We start from the raw sequence: 18,205 nt of genomic DNA on the forward strand, positions 1-18,205 counted from the left end.
GCTATCTGCTTGGGGCCGAACTCCGATTTCAGAAGTTATACACGCCCTCATTTGCAAACCTCCAAGTTCTTCTCTGCATCTTACCGATTGTTTCAAGTCTCCCTGCGCTGACACTTCGGCGCCACCAAGGTTCCGGATGTATCGCCTTCCACCACAGAGATGCGACACAAAGCACTTTCTGAAATTTCAATCGATTAGTCTTCAAACAGCTTATGGACATTGCGTTTGCACAAGAGCTAAACACCCTGCGCAGGCTAAAGACTTGCCACTCATTGCGCTGGAAAGACCAAAAGGGAGTTTTGTGTATGGCGGCTATGGATAATCACTTCGAGAACTGGAAGGAAAAACAGTCCGCCGCCGAGCAGATGATCCCGCTCGTTGGTCACCTCTACCGTGATTTCGGCATCAACATCCGCATTTTCGGGCGTCGCCTGCTGAACAACTCCGCCATCGAGATCATCAAGGCACACCGCTATGCCTTGCAGATCACCGGGCAGGAGCTGGAAGTCTCCAGGAGCCTTGAAATCGTCAAGGCGATGCTCGAGATGGATCTCGCCGCCTCCCGCGTCGACCTCGGCAAGCTCTGCCACCGCTACATGGAAGAAGGCGGTGACGTTAAGAGTTTCCTTGAGACGCAGCTTGCCAGCATCAACACCGGCAAAACCTCCATCCTGCAGGAACCGCAGGACGTCGTTCTTTACGGTTTCGGCCGCATTGGCCGTCTTCTCGCCCGCATGCTGATCGAACGCGTCGGCGCCGGCAACAAGATGCGCCTTCGTGCAATTGTCGTGCGCGGCGGCAAGGAGGGCGATCTCAAGAAACGCTCCAGCCTGCTGCGACGGGACTCCGTCCACGGCGCATTCAGTGGCTCCATCACCATCGATGAAGAGCAGAACGCGATCATCGCCAACGGCAATTACATCCAGGTGATCTACGCCAACTCGCCCGCCGAGGTCGACTACACCAAATACGGCATCCGCAATGCGCTGGTGGTCGACAACACGGGCATCTGGCGCGACGAGGAGAGCCTTGGCCAACATCTGAAATGTCCGGGTGCATCGAAGGTCATCCTCACCGCGCCAGGCAAAGGCAACATAAAGAATGTCGTCTATGGCGTGAACCACGGCGACATCACGGAAGACGACAAGATCCTGAGTGCCGCCTCCTGCACCACCAACGCGATCACGCCGGTACTCAAGGTGATCAACGATGAGTTCGGCATCGAGAACGGCCACGTGGAAACCATCCACGCCTTTACCAACGACCAGAACCTGATCGACAACTACCACAAGGGCGATCGCCGCGGCCGGGCCGCACCCTTGAACATGGTCCTGACGAGCACTGGCGCGGCAAGCGCCGTCGCAAAGTGCCTGCCGGAAATGAAGGGCAAGCTGACCGGCAACGCGGTTCGCGTGCCGATCCCCAATGTCTCCATGGCCATCCTGAACCTGAACCTCAAGCGCGAGACGACGGCCGAGGAAATGAACGATTACCTGCGGGGCGTTTCCGTACAGTCGCTGATGCAGGACCAGATCGACTACACAGCCTCGACCGAACTGGTCTCCTCCGACCTCGTCGGCTCCACCCACGCCGGCGTGGTCGACAGCCAGGCCACCATCGTCGACGGCAACCGCCTGGTCCTCTACGTCTGGTACGACAACGAGGCAGGCTACAGCACCCAGGTTATCCGCCTGATGCAAGAAGTAGCGGGCATGAAATACCCGACAGTCCCGGCGTAACACCGGCCTCAACAAACTGCACGGGGCCAAGCCATGCCTTGGCCCCTGCCTTTGCCTCCCCGATTGGTAGCGGGTTGCTCTGACATGGAAATGGCGCAGCGCATTTGGCAGATCGAGCGCAACAAGCTAGTCAGCAAAGCGCTCCCACTCCAGTCGTTCGAAAGACATTTGCGACTTCCTGGAAGCTGGCCTTGCCGATAGCGCCGGTCGATCACTTCGAAGAAGTGGTTCGAATCCCATTCGGCCCGCGATTCACCACCGATATCCGCCTAAAACAGCTTATGTACAGCCGATCACAGTAACGCGGGCTCGCGGGATAGGTGACCCGAAAAGACCACAGTCCCGGCTGACGTTCTATTGGTTTCGCCCAATGTTAACTGCTCGACGACGCTAATTCTGGTTACGTTATTTTGTTTCCGCTGTGCCGAATTTCGTCGACAGCAACTCCTCGCAACCATGCTCCTTGAGTGCGGCAGTCAGGGCTGCCTCGTAGTCGGGCTGTGCGCTTTCAAGACGTGACCGGCCCTTGTCGGTCAGGACCGTATAGACACCGCGCTTGTCGTCCGGGCAAAGATCGCGAATAGTCAGGCCGTGACGCTCCAGACGCTCGACCATTCGGGAAACCGAGCTTTGGTTCAGGCGCAGATACGAGGCCAGTTCCTGCATCCGGAGCTCGGAATCGGGTGACCGCGACAATATCTGGAGCGCACGATAGTCCGACAGGCCAACGCCATGCTGTTCCTGCAAGGTCCTGCCCAGCTCGGCTTCGATATTGGCCACGACCTGGATCAGCTTGAGCCATAATTCGCTTTTTTCTGCCATTACACGCGCGTTCCTCATGAGCGATTAGCGGGACATTTATCATATGTATGTCCATGCAATCACTGTCTCAAGGGAATTCGGGCTGGTTTAACCCCCGCGGCCCTGAGCGAAATGCCAGGAATGGGCGCAGCCTTTCCGCAACAGCCAATTTGCACACAACCGGCGACCGCCAGCTTTGAGGATCATCGCTGAAGAGGCGATAACTGCCGCGATAGTCGAAACCATATGCGGTAGCCTCGTCCCGATCGGCTGCGAACAATATCCGCGAAACACCTGCATCGAGCGCGCTCATGTAACACATCGCGCATGGTTCCCCCGATGCCAGAAGCGTTGCCCCGTGCAGATGCACTGTGCCGTGGGTGCGGCAAGCATCGCGTATTGCCTCGACCTCGGCATGGGCGGTGGGATCGTGATACTCCCGGACGCGGTTGACACCGCGTCCGAGGATCTCGCCATTGCGATCGACGACGAAGGCCGTGAACGGGATGCCGCCATCACGAACATGATCCACGGAGAAAGAGACGGCTTCCTCCATGAGCTGCGTGATGCGGGTCGGCGAATGAGCGGCCACCACTAGGCTTCCGCCTGCAGCGCCGGGCTGTCAGCGAGCTTCAACCAAACCACGCCGGCAATGATGACCGCCAGCCAGATTGCCTGGACCAGCGTGAGGGGCTGATCGAGCAGGACGCTGCCGAAGACTGCCGCACCGACAGAGCCGATGCCTGCCCACACCGCGTAACCGATTCCCACGTCGATCGTTCGCAAGGCGGCGCTGAGGAAGTAAAGCGTGAGCAGGAAGAACACCAGGGCGGCGGCCGACCAACTCAGGACCGTGAACGCCTGGCTACCGCCAACGCTGAGCGCATAGCCGATCTCGAAGGCGCTCGCCAGCATCAACATGCTCCATGCTCGCCCGCTGCTTTGGGTCTTTTCATCCGTGGTCGTCATTTCAGTTTCCTTTCAGGTCGGATGGGAATTGTGTGAGGGAAGGCTGTTCGTTACGCCGCGCCACTGAGGCGCAGTCCGACGACGCCTCCGATCACGAGGGCGATGCCGAGAGACTTTTTCAGGTTGAGTTTCTGGCCGAAGAACAGGGCACCAAGGATAACGATCCCGACGCCTGCAACGGAGGTCCAGATGGCGTAGCCTACGCCGACATCGAAGGTGAGAAGGGCAAGGCTGAGGAAGAAGGTGGCGATTGCACCGCTGGCAAGGGTGGTGATGGTCCACCCGAGGCGCGTGAATCCCTTCGCATTGCCTGCGCTGATTGCGACCGCGATCTCAAAGATCACGGCGGTTCCAAGATAGAGCCAGCTCATAGTGTTTTCCTTTCGTCACTGGTTGCGTTCGAAGCCTGTGCCTGGCGGCTTGATTGCTTCGTCTGGTCGAGACGGCGAACGACGCCGTCATCGAGTTGGGCGATTGCCTTGTCGCAGCGTGGTCCCGAGGCGGGCCCGCACTCGCAATATTGTTTGCATGCGCATACAAATAATTGGGATATACAAGAAGTCAATTTATTTGCTTGCGCATGCAAATAAAAATCCTGTGATGTCGGAAGCGCTGCAAGGCCCTTGGCTGTTGATGCCCAGGTGCGGGGGTGGAACTGGACCTTGTGGTTGTTCTCACGAGCGGAAGATTTGATGTGCCCGGTTGCCGCATATTCCAGGTGGACTTGCCCTTGTGCCCTCAAGCTCCAGCTGGTGCGGCGCGATATGTCCTCACCTCCACGACGTGCGTCGAAAAAGGCTGCATGCCGGTCGCGCAAGGCGACCAGAGGTCCTGCGACACTTGGAACCTTCAATCGTTTTAGAAACTTAGAGCGGAGACGTCGTTCTCGGTTTGATTGGCTTCGTCCAACCACGGGCCATTGGTTGCCACCACAACTGGACAAATGCTCGCCGATCACCGCACGCCGAAATGGCTATTCGTGCTGGTGAGCATTGCCTTCAGCCACTGCTAAACAGACAAAGGCCACCGACACAGGAGACGGCGGCTGAGCAGCGCGAAGAGGGCTTTCATCGCAGTTGGCTGGAAGGCCCGTTTCGGTTGGGTTTATTCGCGAAGCAGTTCAGGAGTGGTCACTTCGTCCGGCCAGTCCTCCTAACCGTCGCCCGAAGATCTGACGGCGCATGACTGCCTTTTTTACACTGCCGCACTTTCACCGGACTGGGTCTTCCAGTCCGACAACAGAAAGATCTCGGTGCGCCCGTCCGGACGTTCGCCTGGGCGGTTGCGGCGCTGGGAATTGCTCAAGCGCCCCTGCTTCTCGTCAACGAAGCGGTTGAACGCGGTGACCTGGTTCCCTTGTTGCTTGACTACCCGGCATCGGCAGTCGGTCTTTACGTGCTTCCCCCCCGGGCGCGAACACGCCCAGGAAAATCAGAGTTCTGATCGATGCCCTTGTCGGGAATGTCTCCGGGAAACCCAACTGGCGGATCGGGCTCGTGAAACCGATTGAAAGACCAACGAACGATGTCGGTCGCAGGCCGGAACGCGACACTCACCGGGTGCTCATGAATCGCGAACTGCTGCAAGGTGTTGATGGGCGATTACCGGCAATAGCTGAAGGTAAGTCTGCCTTTACGTCGCAGCTCTCAACAGCGGGCAGTCCGCTCCCCGCCCCTGGACTGCCTGGCTGGTTCCGGCTTGACCTGCCAGTCAGCAAATCGCTCCCGTGCACGAACCCGCTGCGCGGGAAGGTACGCTTGGCGAGGCTTAGAAGAATCGTCTGAAGCTCTGGGCAGGTAGAGGAAGTAGTCCGAGCATGGAGTTCCTTTCAACAGGAGGAACTCGCCATGACCACCTTTCAGACCGATACCCCGATCACACCGCTGCGTCAGCGCATGCAGCAAGACATGGTGATGCGGGGCCTGGGCTCCCATACACAGAATGATTACGTTCGCCACGTCAGGAACTTCTCCGCGTTCCTCGGGCGCCCTCCCGACACAGCGACCGCCGAGGACATCCGGCACTACCAGTTGCACCAGCACGAGACCGGCGTGGGCACGGCGACGATCAACAGCACGGTTTCGGCGCTGCGCTTCCTGTTCACGGTAACGCTGAACCGGCGGGATTTGTCGCGAACTCTTGTGATCACCCGCAACCCGCGCAAGCTGCCCGAGGTGTTGAGCGTGGAGGAAGCCGCACGTTTGCTCGAGGCGGTGCCTGGAATCAAATACAAGGCGGCACTCGGTGCCGCCTATGGCGCGGGCCTGCGTGTCTCCGAGGTCGCGCATCTCAAGGTCGACGATATCGACTCGACCCGCATGCTGAGCCGCGTCGAACAGGGCAAGGGACGCAAGGACCGCAACGCCATGCTTTCACCGCAACTTCTGGAGCTCTTGCGTGTGTGGTGGCGCGAAGGCAGGCGGCGCGGCGTGATGCTGCCCCATGGCTGGCTGTTTCCGGGACGCAGCTGCACCGATCCGATCTCGTCGCGGCAATTGCATCGTGCCGTCCAGGAAGCGGCCGAGGTCCCGGTCTTCGCAAGCGCGTCAGTCCGCATACATTGCGGCACAGCTTTGCAACCCACCTCCTGGAGGACGGTACCGATATCAGGGTCATCCAGGTTCTGCTCGGACACAGCAAGCTGGAGACGACGGCGCTCTACGCCAAGGTCTCGCCCCGGACGATCCACGCGGTCGCAGGGCCTCTCGACCGGCTGATGGCGCAGATGGAAGGCAAGACGTCGCCCGAGTGAACAAGTGCGAACCTCAATCGAGGTCGCTGACATCTTCCGCGCTGCCGGGCCGGCCTACCGGGCGACCCATGAGGGACACCTGAGCCTTGCCCAGCTCAAGGTGATGTCGGCGGTCGAACAGTGCCGCACAGCTGCATTGGGCGGACACGTCGAGGCCTGCGAGGACTGCGGGCACTGGCGCATCGCCTATAACAGCTGCCGCAACCGGCACTGCCCCAAGTGTCAGGGCGCCGCCGCGCGCGCCTGGCTTGCCGAGCGGGAGGCTGACCTCCTGCCGGTCGGCTACTTCCATGTCGTCTTCACGCTGCCCGCCGAGATCGCCGCCATCGCCTTCCAGAACAAGGCGTTGGTCTACGACCTGTTGTTCCGGGCAGCCTCAGAGACGATGCTGACGATCGCCGCCGACCCGAAGCATCTCGGGGCAAGGATCGGCATCACCGCGGTGCTGCACACCTGGGGATCGGCGATGACCCACCATCCCCATGTGCACATGATCGTGCCGGGCGGCGGCATCTCGCTCAATGGAACGCGCTGGATATCGTCGCGCCCCGCATTCCTGCTGCCGGTGCGTGTGCTGGGCAAGCTGTTCCGCCGCCTGTTCCTGAGCCGGTTGATCGCCCTCCACGATACAGGACAGCTCGCCTTCTTCGGATCAATGACCCAACTGGCGAACCGCAGGGTCTTTCTGCGTCATCTGAAGCCTGTCCGCAGCAAACGCTGGATCGTCTACGCCAAGCCGCCCTTTGCCGGACCGGAAGCGGTGCTCGCCTATCTGGCCCGCTACACCCACAGGGTCGCCATCTCGAACCGCCGTCTCATCCGCTTCGACGAGAACGGGGTCACCTTCCGCTACAAGGACTACCGCCGCAACGGCACCGACCGGCAGCAGGTCATGACGCTCACCCCGGACGAGTTCATCCGACGCTTCCTGCTCCACGTCCTGCCGCGCGGCTTCCATCGCATCCGCCACTATGGCTTGCTTGCCGGCACCTCTCGCAAGGCCAGTCTCAATCACGCTCGCGAGTTGCTGAGCGTCGCCACGGAGCTCAAAAAGGATGCGCCAGAGCCTGCCGAGACGCGCCCGACATGCCCTTGCTGCGGTGGCCACATGATCATCATCGAGACCTTCGCCCGCTGGCAACAGCCCCGTGCACCGCCATGCTGCACCGCTTCAACCCGGGAGACCGCGCCATGACCCGGCATGGACTATTCGCTCGAACGGCCGCCCTGCAACGGCACCGGCCAATAGATCCGCTTGCGCACTGTGAAAAGACGACGGCTCACAACCGCGAAAACCCGCCCAAGGTCACTGCGATAAGCGTTGAGCCAACGCTACTATGCCGCTTGCTCGCCTGGCTCAATCCACCATTTGCTGCTGTTTGGATCTGTCCAAGACCTGCCGCGAAAAACAAATCCCCATAGCCTGGAGTGTGCCGACCGCGGGTTCCTGCATGGGAGGCTTTCGTACGCCTGACGGCACCCGAAAACCTTAGCCAAAATCGGACATCAGCAACCCCAGGCAAGGTTCTCGAAAGCTGTCGTTCTGGAACTGGGAAGTCGAAGTCAGAACGGAACAAATCCGACCGCTCTTCGGGGGAGGCATCAGAGCACTCCCGGAAAAACCTAAATTTCAAAAGTTGGGTTATTCGCCATCAGGCCTTTCACTGCGGACGATCAGGAAATCGTCTCCCACGCGTTGCGCGGTATTCGCTGGTTCTTCAAGCATCAGATGCTGGGAGAAGGCGTTGGCGTGGCAAGCGCCCCGCTGACCCCGGTCGAGCAGCAGGTATTGCAAGGCCTGTTGCTTGGCCTGACGGAAAAACAGATCGCCGAGCAGAACAACCAGAGCCCGCATACCACCCACGACCACGTGAAGCGGATCTTCCGCAAATACGGTGTGTCCAGCCGTTCGGTGCTGATGGCGCTCTGGCTTGGCAAGGGATTGATTTGAAACAATAACCCCTAAACAGGGGATAGCGCCTCACCTCAAGCAGCGGCAAAAAGCTGTCTCGGACCATGCCTCGCGAAATATTTCAATCGCGGGGCCGGCGCGCACAGCAACGGCCTCCTTGCATCCGCATGGTTCCACCTGAAACCACCAGGGAGGTCCCATGCCCCGATTTGACGCCCTCTCAGCTCCCGCGAGCCTGAAGCGCCACTCCGTGTGTGCCTCTTTGTCGTTGTCTGCCTGCTTTTGTCGCTGAGACTTTCATGAAAACCATTTCCGCTCATTGCATTCTGCCGCGGCTGTCGGCCCGGCTCCGCCTGTCCACCGCCCTTTGCGCCGCCACCCTGCTTGTCGCGCTGCCTCACGTTGCCAGCGCCGCGACCTTTACCGTTACAGCAGCAACCGATGACGGCAGCGGCACTGTCGCGGGGTCTCTGAGCTGGGCCATTGCCAGCGCAGGCGCCAGCGGGGACGTGATCGAGATCGATCCCGCGGTCTCGACCATTACCGTGTCCGGAACATTGCCGGCCTTTGCGCAGGACGTTACGGTTCGGGCGAACGCTGCGGTTGAGATCACCGGTTCGCCACTCGCGGCGAGTGGCACATCGCTTGTCCTGTCTGGCGTGTCCTCCACGAACGCGCTTGCTTCCGCCTTGTTGGGCACGCTGGCCGGCGAGGCAGGGGCGAGCGGTGTCAGCGGCCCGGCTAGCGTCAGCGGTACGGCAGGGGACGCGGGCGCGAGCGCGCTCTCCGGAAGCGGGTTTTCCCTCACCCTGTCCGGCTCGGTAACCGGCGGTAATGGCGGTGCGGGCGGCAAAGGCGGCGACGTCGACCCCTTCGCTCCCCTCCTCGAATCGCCGGGCAACGGTGGCGACGGCGGCAACGGTGCGGCGGCGTTTTCAGGCAGCGATTTCAAACTCGAAAACCAAGGCGCAATAACGGGTGGAAGCGGCAGCAACGGCGGGGGTGGCGGCTTCGCAATTTATGAAGATGGCGGCAGAGGTGGCAACGGCGGCGCGGGTGGCGCGGGGATTGCGGGCACGGGTCTCGTCATTGAAAACAGCGGAATGATCGCCGGTGGTGCGGGCGGCCACGGGGGCGGAGGAGGTCGCTCCTTTAATCACAGTACCGGGTCTGCCGGAAGCGTAGGTGTTGGCGCAGCCGGCATCACGGGCTCAGACCTGACCATCGTCAACAAAGGGACGATTTCCGGAGGGCTCTCCGGCGGCGGCGTTCGCGCCAATGCCATCGAATTCTCCTCAGGCACCAACATTCTGGAGCTGAGAGCGGGTTCGACGATCATCGGCAATGTCGTCGCGGGCGGCACCAGCGACACGCTTGTTCTGGGAGGCGATACCAGCCCGGCCGCAAGTTTCGATGCCGGAGAAATCGGCACCAAATACACCGGCTTCGAAGTCCTGTCGAAGACAGGCAACTCCACATGGACCCTCACCGGTACGAGCACCCATACCGTCAACACGACGGTCGAGGCCGGCACCTTGCAGGCTGGCTCGGCTGGCGCATTCGCCGCAAACACGGTCTACACGGTCAATGGCGGCACACTCGACCTCAACGGGTACGATCTCGCGATGTCGGCGCTTTCCGGTACCGGTGGAACCGTTTCGTTGGGCAGTGCGGGGCTCACGGTGAACCAGTCGGGCACCACAACATATGGCGGGGCGATCAGCGGCACCGGTTCGCTGATCAAATCCGGCGCGGGTACGTTGACACTGACCGGGGCGAACACGCACACCGGGGGTACCACGGTTTCCGGCGGCAGGCTGGTGGTCAACGGGCGCATCGGCGCGACGACCCTGAACGGCGGCACCGTGGGCGGGTCTGGCACACTTGGTAATGTGACCGCCAATTCCGGCAGCACGATCGCGCCTGGCAATTCCATCGGCACTCTCAATGTCGCCGGCAACGTTTCCTTTGCCGCAGGCTCGACCTATGACGTGGAAGTCGACAGCGCCGGGAACTCCGACAAGATCGCCGCCACCGGGACCGTGACCATCGACAGTGGCGCCGCAGTCAAAATTCTGGCGGAAAACGGTACAGACGATGGCTCCAGCTATGCTCCGTCCACCACATACACAATCATAACCGCAGGCACGGCTGTTACCGGCACGTTTGGCACGGTCAACGAGAACTTTGCTTTCCTCGATGCCGAGCTGTCCTATGGCGCCACCTCGGTGACCCTGGATCTGATCCGCAACGACATAAGCTTTGCCGATGTGGCGCGCACCGCCAACCAGCGGGCGGTGGCAGGCTCCCTCAGCGGGCTTGCCTCCACCAGCGATCTCTACCGGGCTGTTGCGGGCCTGAACGAGACCCAGGCACGGCGCGCCTATGACAGCCTGTCAGGCGAGATCCATGCCTCGCTGCCGTCACTGTTCCTCAACGACAGTGCCCGGCTGCGCGACACGGTGACCAGCCGCATTCACGATGCCTTCGCCGGCTTTTCGGAGGTGCCCGAGATCGCCTTCAACGGTCCGGTCGGCCCGCGGGGTCCAGGTCTGGGCACCGGTTCAGGCTTCAACCTCACCACCTGGGGCAGCGCCTACGGCGCCTATGGCAAGCTCGACGGCGATGGCAATGCAGCCACGCTCTCGCGCAGCACCGGCGGCGCCCTCGTCGGGCTTGAGGCAACCGCCTGGCCCCAGGCCCGCTTCGGGCTGCTGGCCGGTCTCGGCCAGAGCCAGGCCAGCGTTTCCGCGCGGGCTTCCTCAGCGGATGCGAACAGCTACACCCTTGGCGCCTATGGCGGGGTACGGCTTTCCGACCTCGGTCTCACCTTCGGCGCTGCCTACAGCTGGCACGATGTGACAAGCGAGCGCGCCGTTGCCGTAGGCAGCCTGAAGGACACGCTCTCGGCGGACTACTGGTCCCGGACCGCGCAAGTGTTCGGCGAAGCCTCCTATGCCCTGGAAACACCCTGGCTGCTGGTCTCTCCCTTCGCCGGACTAGCGCTCCTGCATCAGCAGACAGACGCCTTCCAGGAGCAGGGCTCCGCCGCCCTGGCGCTCACCGGAGATGGCTCCAGCCAGCTTCTGGGCTCAAGCACGCTCGGCCTTCGCATGTCGAAAACGCTTGCGACCACCGACGGTGTCTCGGTGGCGCTCACCGGCGCCTTTGGCTGGCGCCACGCCATAGGTGATCTGACGCCCGATCAGCGCATGGCCCTGTCCGGTCTTGATCCCTTCACGGTCCAGGGTGTGCCCCTCGACCGGGACACAGCCCTTGTCGAGGCAGGACTTGCCCTCACCATCACCGACCGCACCACGCTCGGCCTTTCCTACCAGGGAGCCTTCGGGGAGAACGCAAGCGACCAGGGAGCAAACGCAAGGGTCAATATCAGCTTCTGATGAGGGCTCCTCGAGCAGTTTGACCTTTGCCAGCATCCTGGCCGCGTCCCCTGTTCCCGGCAAGGCGGGGGTCAGGGGAGAGCCAGGAGCGGGTCGGTCATGATCCTGCCAGCAGCAAGCGCGGCGCCTTCGGCATTCAGATGCGCATCCGGCGCGTAAAGCCCCAGTGGCGAGGGACGGTCGCGAAAGGTCGGGGTCAGATCGATCAGGCCCACCCCTGCGTCCTCGGCCGCGCGAGCCACGTTCCGGCGTAGCGGGGCGCTGACGAAGCCATGCGGAAACAGCCCTCCGAACTGGTCGAGCGCGGGGATATAGACCACCACTACCTGCCCCTGCCAGCCATCCGCGATCTGCTTCATACGATGCAGGATCTGCTCGAATTCCGGGTTGTCGCCGGCTGCCTTGGGGTAGTGCAGGCCCAGTATGCTGGCGGTTTCCTGCAGGGCGAGGAAATTGCGCATATAGGACCGGCGGCGCAAATATTCCTCCAGACTGGCGGCGGTGCCCTGCCACCAGTCGGTGATGATCCGGGCCGCGCCCGCGCGCTGCGCCGCGTCCATCTCAATCGGACCGAAATCTGCTCCCGGCGTCAGAGCCTCGTGCAGCCATGGCTGTTCGAGCTCTACGGTCAGGTTTTCCCAGTCATTCCCCTCGAAAAAGGCGACAACGGTGATACGGGGTCGGAAATGCGGGCCATAACGGCCAAGGACCGCCAGTTCATACAAGGGGCCCGCGCCCCTTGTGGCAGTGTTCAGGATCGAAGCCCCGCCCGCGCGCATCTGGTCGACGAGATGCTGGCCATCTTCAAGGCAGATGCCCTCGGCAAAGGAATCGCCAAGGATCATCACATCGACCGGCGCAGAGGTATCCGGCTGCGGGTTGCGAAAACCGTAACGGTCGGTGCGTGTCGTGACCGGCACGCCCATGCGGCTGCACAGCAGCATCTCGGTTCCGGGTATCCCGGAAAGCACCGCATCGGCCAGAGTTTCGGTCCCTAATTTGGCATTAAGCGCCTTGATCGTATAGGCCGGGGGCATGGCGCCGCCGTAGCGGTCCTGATCGGCGCCGCCATCGACGATCCCGGCCAGGCCCACCCGCTGCGGCAGGTTTTGCCAGCGCATATAGCCCTCGAAGAGGAACATTGCGACAAGGATCGAGCAGGCAGTGATCCCCGTTGTCAGCGCATGGTCGCGCGGCAACAGCATGGCGCAACCGCCCAGCATGCCTGCAATCGCCAGCGGTCCCACCACATAGCGCAGCAGCCGGGGCAGGCCCGACGCGTAGTCGTCGTAATGCGCCAGAGCGAAGATCGCGGTCAGCACGAAATAACTCGCCGGGATCAGGCACAGGATGATGGCAGTCCGCCGATGGCGGCCAGCGATTGGCAAGGGCTTCTCCGATCAGTCCAGTTCGTACCTGTTTTCGTAATTCTCGTGCAGCGAGGCGTCCTGCGCCTCTTTCTCCAGCAGGCAATTGCCGGCGACCAGCACCTCGATCCCGGTGCCCATGAAGCAGCGGAAGGCGTCGGTCGGAGTGCAGACGATCGGCTCTCCGCGCACGTTGAACGAGGTATTGACCAGCAGCGGGCAGCCGGTCAGGTCGTTAAAAGCGGAGATCAGCGCGTGATATTTCGGGTTGGTGTCGCGATGCACGGTCTGCACGCGGGCCGAATAGTCGACATGGGTCACGGCGGGAATGGCCGAGCGGCGGATGTTCAGCTTGTCGATGCCGAACAGGGCTTCTTCCTCGGACGTCATCTGGCGCCGGATATGTTCGCAGACATAGGCGACCAGCAGCATATAGGGGCTGTCGACGTCCAGATCGAACCACTCGCTGACATGCTCGCGCAGCACAGAGGGCGCGAAGGGCCGGAAGCTCTCGCGGTATTTCACCCTGAGGTTCAGAAGCTTCTGCATGGAGTCCGAGCGCGGATCGCCTAGGATCGAACGGTTGCCAAGCGCGCGCGGCCCGAATTCCATCCGCCCCTGAAACCAGCCCACGGCCTTGCCATCCGCCAGCGCCTGTGCACTGCGGGTCAGGATCTCACCCTCGTCCAGCCGGGTAAAGCTGGCCCCCGCCGCCGTCAATTCCGCCGCGATCCGGTCGTCGTCGAAGGCTGGCCCCAGATAGGCGCCCCGCATGGCATCGCCGGGCTGCGCCTGTCGGGGTTGGCCCAGTTCCATATGCCAGGCCGCCTGCGCCGCCCCGAGCGCGCCCCCGGCATCGCCCGCCGCCGGCTGCACCCAGATGTCGCGAAAGGCGCCGTCGCGCAAGATCTTGCCGTTGGCCACGCAGTTCAGCGCCACCCCGCCGGCAAGGCACAGCGAGGGGATACCGTATTCCTGAGCCAGCGCGCGGGTCATGCGCAGCAGGATCTCCTCGGTCACGGCCTGGACAGATGCAGCGATATCCATGTGGAACTGTGTCAGCGGCTCTGTCTCGGGCTTGCGCACAGGATGGCCGAAAAGATCCTCCATGGCCTTGCTGGTCATGGTAAGCCCGGTCGCATAGTTGAAATAGCGCTGATCCAGCCGGAACGAGCCGTCCGGCTTTACATCGACGATCCGCTCCAGCATCAGGTCGCGAAAGCGTGGCTGCCCATAGGGGGCAAGCCCCATCACCTTGTATTCGCCGGAATTTACCTTGAAGCCGGTGTAATAGGTGAAGGCGGAATAGAGCAGGCCCAGCGAATGTGGGAAGTGCAACTCGCGCTGGATTTCCAGATCCTTGCCGCGCCCGATGGCGACCGTGGTCGTCGCCCATTCCCCGACCCCGTCGATGGTCAGCACCACAGCCTCTTCGAAGGGGGAGGAGTAGAAGGCGCTGGCGGCATGGCTGACGTGATGTTCGCCGAACAGCAGCTTGTCCGCTGAGAAACGCGGGTCGAAAAGGCTCAGTTCTCGCTTCAGCAGGTCCTTCAGGAACAGCTTCTCACGCAGCCAGACCGGCATCGCCATCCGGAACGAGGCGAAGCCGCGCGGGACATTGGCCAGATAGGTCTCCAGCAGGCGCTCGAACTTCAGGAAGGGCTTGTCGTAGAAGGCAACGTGATCGACACCTGCCAGGTCCAGCCCGGCTTCCTCCAGCACATAGGCGATGGCATGGGCCGGAAACCCGGCATCGTGCTTGCGCCGGGTAAATCGCTCCTCCTGCACGGCGGCCACGATCCGGCCATCGACCAGCAACGCCGCCGCGCTGTCGTGATACAGCGCCGAAATACCAAGGATAGCCGTCACAGGCCTAGAACAGCGTATAGATGAAGGGAGCGACCGCCGAGCCCTGGCTGAGAACGATCAGCGCGCCGAAAATCGCCAGCACTATGAAGACGGGCAAAAGCCAGAATTTCCGCCTTTCGAGCAAAAAACCCCACAGTTCTGCGATCATCGACATAGAGCCTACTCCTTGCTTTGTTTTGAAACCGTGCCGGTATTTCGTCTTAATATTGCAGTTTCATGGGCTTCGGCTGTTCGGTTCTGGGAATCCAATATGATTTTTCAGTCGGATCCATTTTCCTTGAAAGCGGATCCTTTCCGCTGGCCCGCATCGCCAGCCCGATTGGAACCAATACGAGAAGATAGACAATCGCCATCACGATCGGCGCCACCACGGCACCAAGCAGCAGGCCCAGCTTGAACCACAACCTGTTGGGCACACGCAGGATCTGCGGCGCAAACATGGCGAAGGCGATGAAAACCGCCGAAAGGCCAAGCAAAACCCAGCGCGGCGCGGCGCCGCCCGTGATCGGCCACAGCCCGATCAGTGCAAAAACCGCCGCGAAGACCAGCCCGAAATTCCGTTCGGAGCCCATCCTGACCGATGTATTGAACTGATTATCACTCATTTGGAAACACACTAATAAAAAGAAGCATTACCCATATCAAAATCAAACGGCATAGTCGCCAATAAAAGTACCCGAAAAAATAACTTCATGAAATGGTGATGTTGCACCAATCGAGTGGGGAATTCTCTGCGTCAATCCAGTTTCTCCCCCTAGGGGGCGTAAGCCATTGAACCTAGAGGAAGTACGCACGCCAGCTCCGGTGTGCGCATCGATGACTACATCCTTCTTCCGATGGGCCTGATTGAACTCATCAATCAGGCTTCGAGCTTCCGAGATCACCCGTTCTCGGCCAACCTTGCCTTTTGCCGCGGTGACCTGTAGCCGCGACAACGCCGCAACGAATGACAGCTTCGGCGAACTGCATTGCAGCACCCTATCGGCGGGTGAATGTCGGCATCAGCCGTGCGGCGGCTGCAATCAGCCAGTCCGCAAGCGCTCCCAACTTGGTTGTTCAGACCTGCAATAGTATCACCTGAAACCTGCCGTTCACAAACATACAGTCATTCATTCGGCTAAGCCCAGAACTTCGATTCATATCCGGATGCAGAACTGCTCAAAAAACTTGACTATGTGCTCTGGATTGCAGCCCGTCCGTGATCTCTTGCCATATCGATGAATGCACGGAACGCCGCTGATGGGTTCTTGCGACCCGGGTAGTAGAGGCACAGCGGCGTTGTCGGCGGGGTCCATTCCTTCAGGACGCGTGTTAGCTTGCCGGCAGCGATCTCGTCGCGTACGTCGGCTTCCATGAAGAAGCCGATTCCGATCCCGTCGAGAACGGCGATCCGTGCAAGGGTCGCATCGTCAAGAGTGATCGGGCCCGCGACTTCGATCTGGAGGGGCCTTCCCCCCTTCTCGAAGTGCCAGCGATAGGGGGCACCGTTCGGTAGCCGGATGCAAATACACTGGTGGGCGAGAAGATCGGGGGGCGCGCAAGGGCTTCCGTGCTCCTCGAAGTAGGAAGGAGTGGCGACCACGGCGAAACTACGAGGCGCACCAAGCGGAACCGCGATCATGTCACTCGGCACCAGGTCGGCAGTCCGAACACCCAGATCGAACCCTTCGGCGACAATGTCGACGACACGCCCTTCGGTGACTAAGTCGACGTGCACCTGTGGGTAGCGCCGCAGGAAGGCCAGCACGAGTGGCGCTAAGATTTCGCGGGCACCGGTGGCAAAGGCATTGATACGCAACGTCCCGCAGGGGGTATCTTGCTGTGATCGCGCGACTGCCGTCGCTTCCCGTATTTCGCGAAGCGCAGGCGCCACCTGTTCGACGAAGGTTCGCCCGGCATCCGTCAATGAAACGCTACGCGTGGTGCGATTGAACAGGCGGACGCCGAGTTGGCGCTCGACTTTGCCGATTAGGTTGCTGAGCGCAGTTGTCGACAGGCCGAGCTCGAGCGCTGCTGCACGAAAAGACCTTTGAGCGGAGATGGCAAGCACCGCTTCAAGTTCGATTAGGAGCTGTCGCGACATTGTTTCGCTTTTCGAAATGTTACATCCAGATTTATCCCAATTATCGCAACTAATGTACAGCCTTATATCCATAGCATCGACGCCGGGGCAGCCAATTGATCCGGCGGGTACGGTCACCAGAGACGGAGGTGCGACATGGACATGCAGTTGCCAGGACCAATAGCGGCCTATTTTGAAGCCGACGGGAGCAGGAACGCTGAAGCAGTGGCAGAGTGTTTCAACGAGGACGCGGCGGTGAAAGACGAACAACAGGTATACGCCGGACGAGAGGCGATCCGTCGCTGGAAGGCGGCAGCGTCGAGCAAGTTCTCCTATACGGTCGAGCCATTTGCGATCGGGAAAGAAGAGGGCCGCACGGTGGTGACGGGCCATGTTGTCGGAGACTTCCCCGGCAGCCCGGTTGACCTGCGGTATTTCTTCGTCCTGAGAGAAGGCAGGATCTCTGAGTTGGAGATCGTCCCATGACCCCGTTTATCAGTCTTGCCGGTAAGCGGGCGCTCATCACGTCCGGTACTCGCGGCGCCGGAGCTGCGACGGTCAGGCAATTCCGCGAACTCGGCGCCGTGGTGATGACCAGTGCGCGCACCAGGCCAGAAACGCCTGAGGAAGGCGTTCACTTCGTTGCGGCAGACCTGACATCAGTTGAAGGCTGCGACACCCTGGGAACCGCCGTCCGGGAGCGCCTTGGAAGCGTGGACATCATTGTGCATATGCTTGGAGGGTCCTCCGCTCCGGCTGGCGGGTTCAAGGCGCTGACCGACGCCGAATGGCATAACGAACTCTATCTCAACCTCTTTCCTGCGGTGCGGTTGGATCGCCATCTTGTCCCGGACATGGTCGATAGAGGCAGCGGCGTCGTTATCCATGTGTCGTCGATCCAAAGGGAGTTGCCGTTGCCTGAGTCAACAACCGCCTACGCAGCGGCAAAGGCTGCGCTTTCGACCTACAGCAAGGCCTTGTCTAAAGAGGTCTCGCCCAAAGGCGTGCGGGTCTTGAGTGTATCACCAAGCTGGATCGAGACCGAAGCTTCGGTACGCCTCGCGGAGCGTCTTGCAGAGCAAGCCGGCACCGACTACGAAGGCGGCAAGAAGATCATTATGGATTCGCTAGGTGGCATTCCGATCGGTCGCCCAACAAAACCGGAAGAAGTCGCGAACCTTATAGCCTTCCTGGCTTCCGACCGCGCCGCGACAATAACCGGTACCGAATATGTCATTGACGGCGGAACCGTGCCGACAACGTAGGTTCATCGCAACACGGGATCAGGCGGGTGTGCTCCCCCCCCGCCAATCTGGGAATAGGGAACATGTCT

The 18,205-nt window shown here is 61.1% G+C and carries 15 protein-coding genes and 1 pseudogene; 7 read left to right on the forward strand and 9 right to left on the reverse strand.

Annotation, left to right across the window (positions count from 1 at the left end; all coding sequences use genetic code 11):
• The first annotated feature begins 305 nt into the window (after window positions 1–305).
• Window positions 306–1,739: a glyceraldehyde-3-phosphate dehydrogenase gene (locus SIAM614_RS20480; RefSeq protein WP_040440694.1), complete on the forward strand. Its 1,434-nt coding sequence runs from the start codon at window positions 306–308 to the stop codon at window positions 1,737–1,739.
• A gap of 405 nt (window positions 1,740–2,144) precedes the next feature.
• Here the strand turns inward: SIAM614_RS20480 and SIAM614_RS20485 are convergent, their stop codons facing one another.
• From SIAM614_RS20485 to SIAM614_RS20500, 4 genes are all read right to left on the reverse strand, one after another.
• Window positions 2,145–2,561, reverse strand: a complete 417-nt coding sequence (locus tag SIAM614_RS20485; protein WP_006937518.1) for a MarR family winged helix-turn-helix transcriptional regulator — start codon at window positions 2,559–2,561, stop codon at window positions 2,145–2,147.
• A 67-nt stretch (window positions 2,562–2,628) separates the two neighbouring features.
• Window positions 2,629–3,132 (reverse strand): nucleoside deaminase, encoded by a 504-nt coding sequence (locus SIAM614_RS31290; RefSeq protein ID WP_229597985.1) that lies wholly within the window; start codon window positions 3,130–3,132, stop codon window positions 2,629–2,631.
• Window positions 3,133–3,134: 2 nt separating this feature from the next.
• On the reverse strand, window positions 3,135–3,509 hold the full coding sequence (locus SIAM614_RS20495) for a DMT family transporter (protein ID WP_006937520.1): 375 nt from the start codon (window positions 3,507–3,509) through the stop codon (window positions 3,135–3,137).
• A gap of 50 nt (window positions 3,510–3,559) precedes the next feature.
• The gene (locus SIAM614_RS20500) at window positions 3,560–3,880 is read right to left on the reverse strand and encodes a DMT family transporter (RefSeq protein WP_006937521.1); all 321 of its coding nucleotides are present in this window, start codon (window positions 3,878–3,880) and stop codon (window positions 3,560–3,562) included.
• 1,542 nt (window positions 3,881–5,422) lie between these two features.
• Here SIAM614_RS20500 and SIAM614_RS33460 point away from each other — a divergent pair.
• The 4 genes and pseudogenes from SIAM614_RS33460 to SIAM614_RS30740 all read left to right on the forward strand — a co-directional run bounded on the left by SIAM614_RS33460 (window position 5,423) and on the right by SIAM614_RS30740 (window position 11,574).
• Window positions 5,423–6,261, forward strand: a pseudogene (locus tag SIAM614_RS33460) (tyrosine-type recombinase/integrase).
• Window positions 6,262–6,265: 4 nt separating this feature from the next.
• Window positions 6,266–7,456, forward strand: coding sequence for an IS91 family transposase (locus SIAM614_RS20510; protein ID WP_006937524.1), 1,191 nt, complete (start codon window positions 6,266–6,268; stop codon window positions 7,454–7,456).
• Between the two features lie 501 nt (window positions 7,457–7,957).
• Window positions 7,958–8,212, forward strand: a complete 255-nt coding sequence (locus tag SIAM614_RS20515; protein WP_006937526.1) for a helix-turn-helix transcriptional regulator — start codon at window positions 7,958–7,960, stop codon at window positions 8,210–8,212.
• A 260-nt stretch (window positions 8,213–8,472) separates the two neighbouring features.
• Window positions 8,473–11,574 (forward strand): autotransporter outer membrane beta-barrel domain-containing protein, encoded by a 3,102-nt coding sequence (locus tag SIAM614_RS30740; RefSeq protein ID WP_006937527.1) that lies wholly within the window; start codon window positions 8,473–8,475, stop codon window positions 11,572–11,574.
• 71 nt (window positions 11,575–11,645) lie between these two features.
• On the opposite strand, the gene SIAM614_RS20530 is transcribed toward SIAM614_RS30740, so the two are convergent.
• The 5 genes from SIAM614_RS20530 to SIAM614_RS20545 all read right to left on the reverse strand — a co-directional run bounded on the left by SIAM614_RS20530 (window position 11,646) and on the right by SIAM614_RS20545 (window position 16,893).
• A complete protein-coding gene (locus SIAM614_RS20530; protein WP_006937529.1) occupies window positions 11,646–12,962 on the reverse strand; it encodes an SGNH/GDSL hydrolase family protein in 1,317 nt (438 codons plus the stop codon).
• Between the two features lie 12 nt (window positions 12,963–12,974).
• The gene (locus SIAM614_RS20535; protein WP_085956409.1) at window positions 12,975–14,810 is read right to left on the reverse strand and encodes a carbamoyltransferase family protein; all 1,836 of its coding nucleotides are present in this window, start codon (window positions 14,808–14,810) and stop codon (window positions 12,975–12,977) included.
• A 4-nt stretch (window positions 14,811–14,814) separates the two neighbouring features.
• Window positions 14,815–14,964, reverse strand: coding sequence for a DUF5989 family protein (locus SIAM614_RS32515; RefSeq protein ID WP_006937533.1), 150 nt, complete (start codon window positions 14,962–14,964; stop codon window positions 14,815–14,817).
• A 46-nt stretch (window positions 14,965–15,010) separates the two neighbouring features.
• Entirely contained in the window at window positions 15,011–15,415 is a 405-nt protein-coding gene (locus tag SIAM614_RS20540; RefSeq protein WP_040440696.1) for an SxtJ family membrane protein, read from the reverse strand.
• Between the two features lie 566 nt (window positions 15,416–15,981).
• Window positions 15,982–16,893, reverse strand: a complete 912-nt coding sequence (locus SIAM614_RS20545; protein ID WP_006937542.1) for a LysR family transcriptional regulator — start codon at window positions 16,891–16,893, stop codon at window positions 15,982–15,984.
• 135 nt (window positions 16,894–17,028) lie between these two features.
• Here SIAM614_RS20545 and SIAM614_RS20550 point away from each other — a divergent pair, with 135 nt between their 5' ends.
• Entirely contained in the window at window positions 17,029–17,358 is a 330-nt protein-coding gene (locus tag SIAM614_RS20550) for a nuclear transport factor 2 family protein (RefSeq protein WP_006937543.1), read from the forward strand.
• Window positions 17,355–18,137 carry an SDR family oxidoreductase gene (locus SIAM614_RS20555; protein WP_006937544.1) on the forward strand — a complete coding sequence of 261 codons (783 nt, stop codon included), beginning with the start codon at window positions 17,355–17,357 and terminating at the stop codon, window positions 18,135–18,137. Before SIAM614_RS20550 ends, SIAM614_RS20555 begins: the two co-directional genes overlap by 4 nt.
• Window positions 18,138–18,205 lie beyond the last annotated feature (68 nt).

This window comes from Roseibium aggregatum IAM 12614, from assembly GCF_000168975.1.
Lineage (GTDB): Bacteria > Pseudomonadota > Alphaproteobacteria > Rhizobiales > Stappiaceae > Roseibium > Roseibium aggregatum.

Bases quoted from the DNA above. Each gene is read 5' to 3' on its own strand.
- SIAM614_RS20495 (WP_006937520.1), bottom strand. From the start codon at position 3,509: ATGACGACCACGGATGAAAAGACCCAAAGCAGCGGGCGAGCATGGAGC.
- SIAM614_RS20540 (WP_040440696.1), bottom strand. From the start codon at position 15,415: ATGAGTGATAATCAGTTCAATACATCGGTCAGGATGGGCTCCGAACGG.
- SIAM614_RS20485 (WP_006937518.1), bottom strand. From the start codon at position 2,561: ATGGCAGAAAAAAGCGAATTATGGCTCAAGCTGATCCAGGTCGTGGCC.
- SIAM614_RS20545 (WP_006937542.1), bottom strand. From the start codon at position 16,893: ATGTCGCGACAGCTCCTAATCGAACTTGAAGCGGTGCTTGCCATCTCC.
- SIAM614_RS20500 (WP_006937521.1), bottom strand. From the start codon at position 3,880: ATGAGCTGGCTCTATCTTGGAACCGCCGTGATCTTTGAGATCGCGGTC.
- SIAM614_RS20480 (WP_040440694.1), top strand. From the start codon at position 306: ATGGCGGCTATGGATAATCACTTCGAGAACTGGAAGGAAAAACAGTCC.
- SIAM614_RS32515 (WP_006937533.1), bottom strand. From the start codon at position 14,964: ATGTCGATGATCGCAGAACTGTGGGGTTTTTTGCTCGAAAGGCGGAAA.
- SIAM614_RS30740 (WP_006937527.1), top strand. From the start codon at position 8,473: ATGAAAACCATTTCCGCTCATTGCATTCTGCCGCGGCTGTCGGCCCGG.
- SIAM614_RS20550 (WP_006937543.1), top strand. From the start codon at position 17,029: ATGGACATGCAGTTGCCAGGACCAATAGCGGCCTATTTTGAAGCCGAC.
- SIAM614_RS20555 (WP_006937544.1), top strand. From the start codon at position 17,355: ATGACCCCGTTTATCAGTCTTGCCGGTAAGCGGGCGCTCATCACGTCC.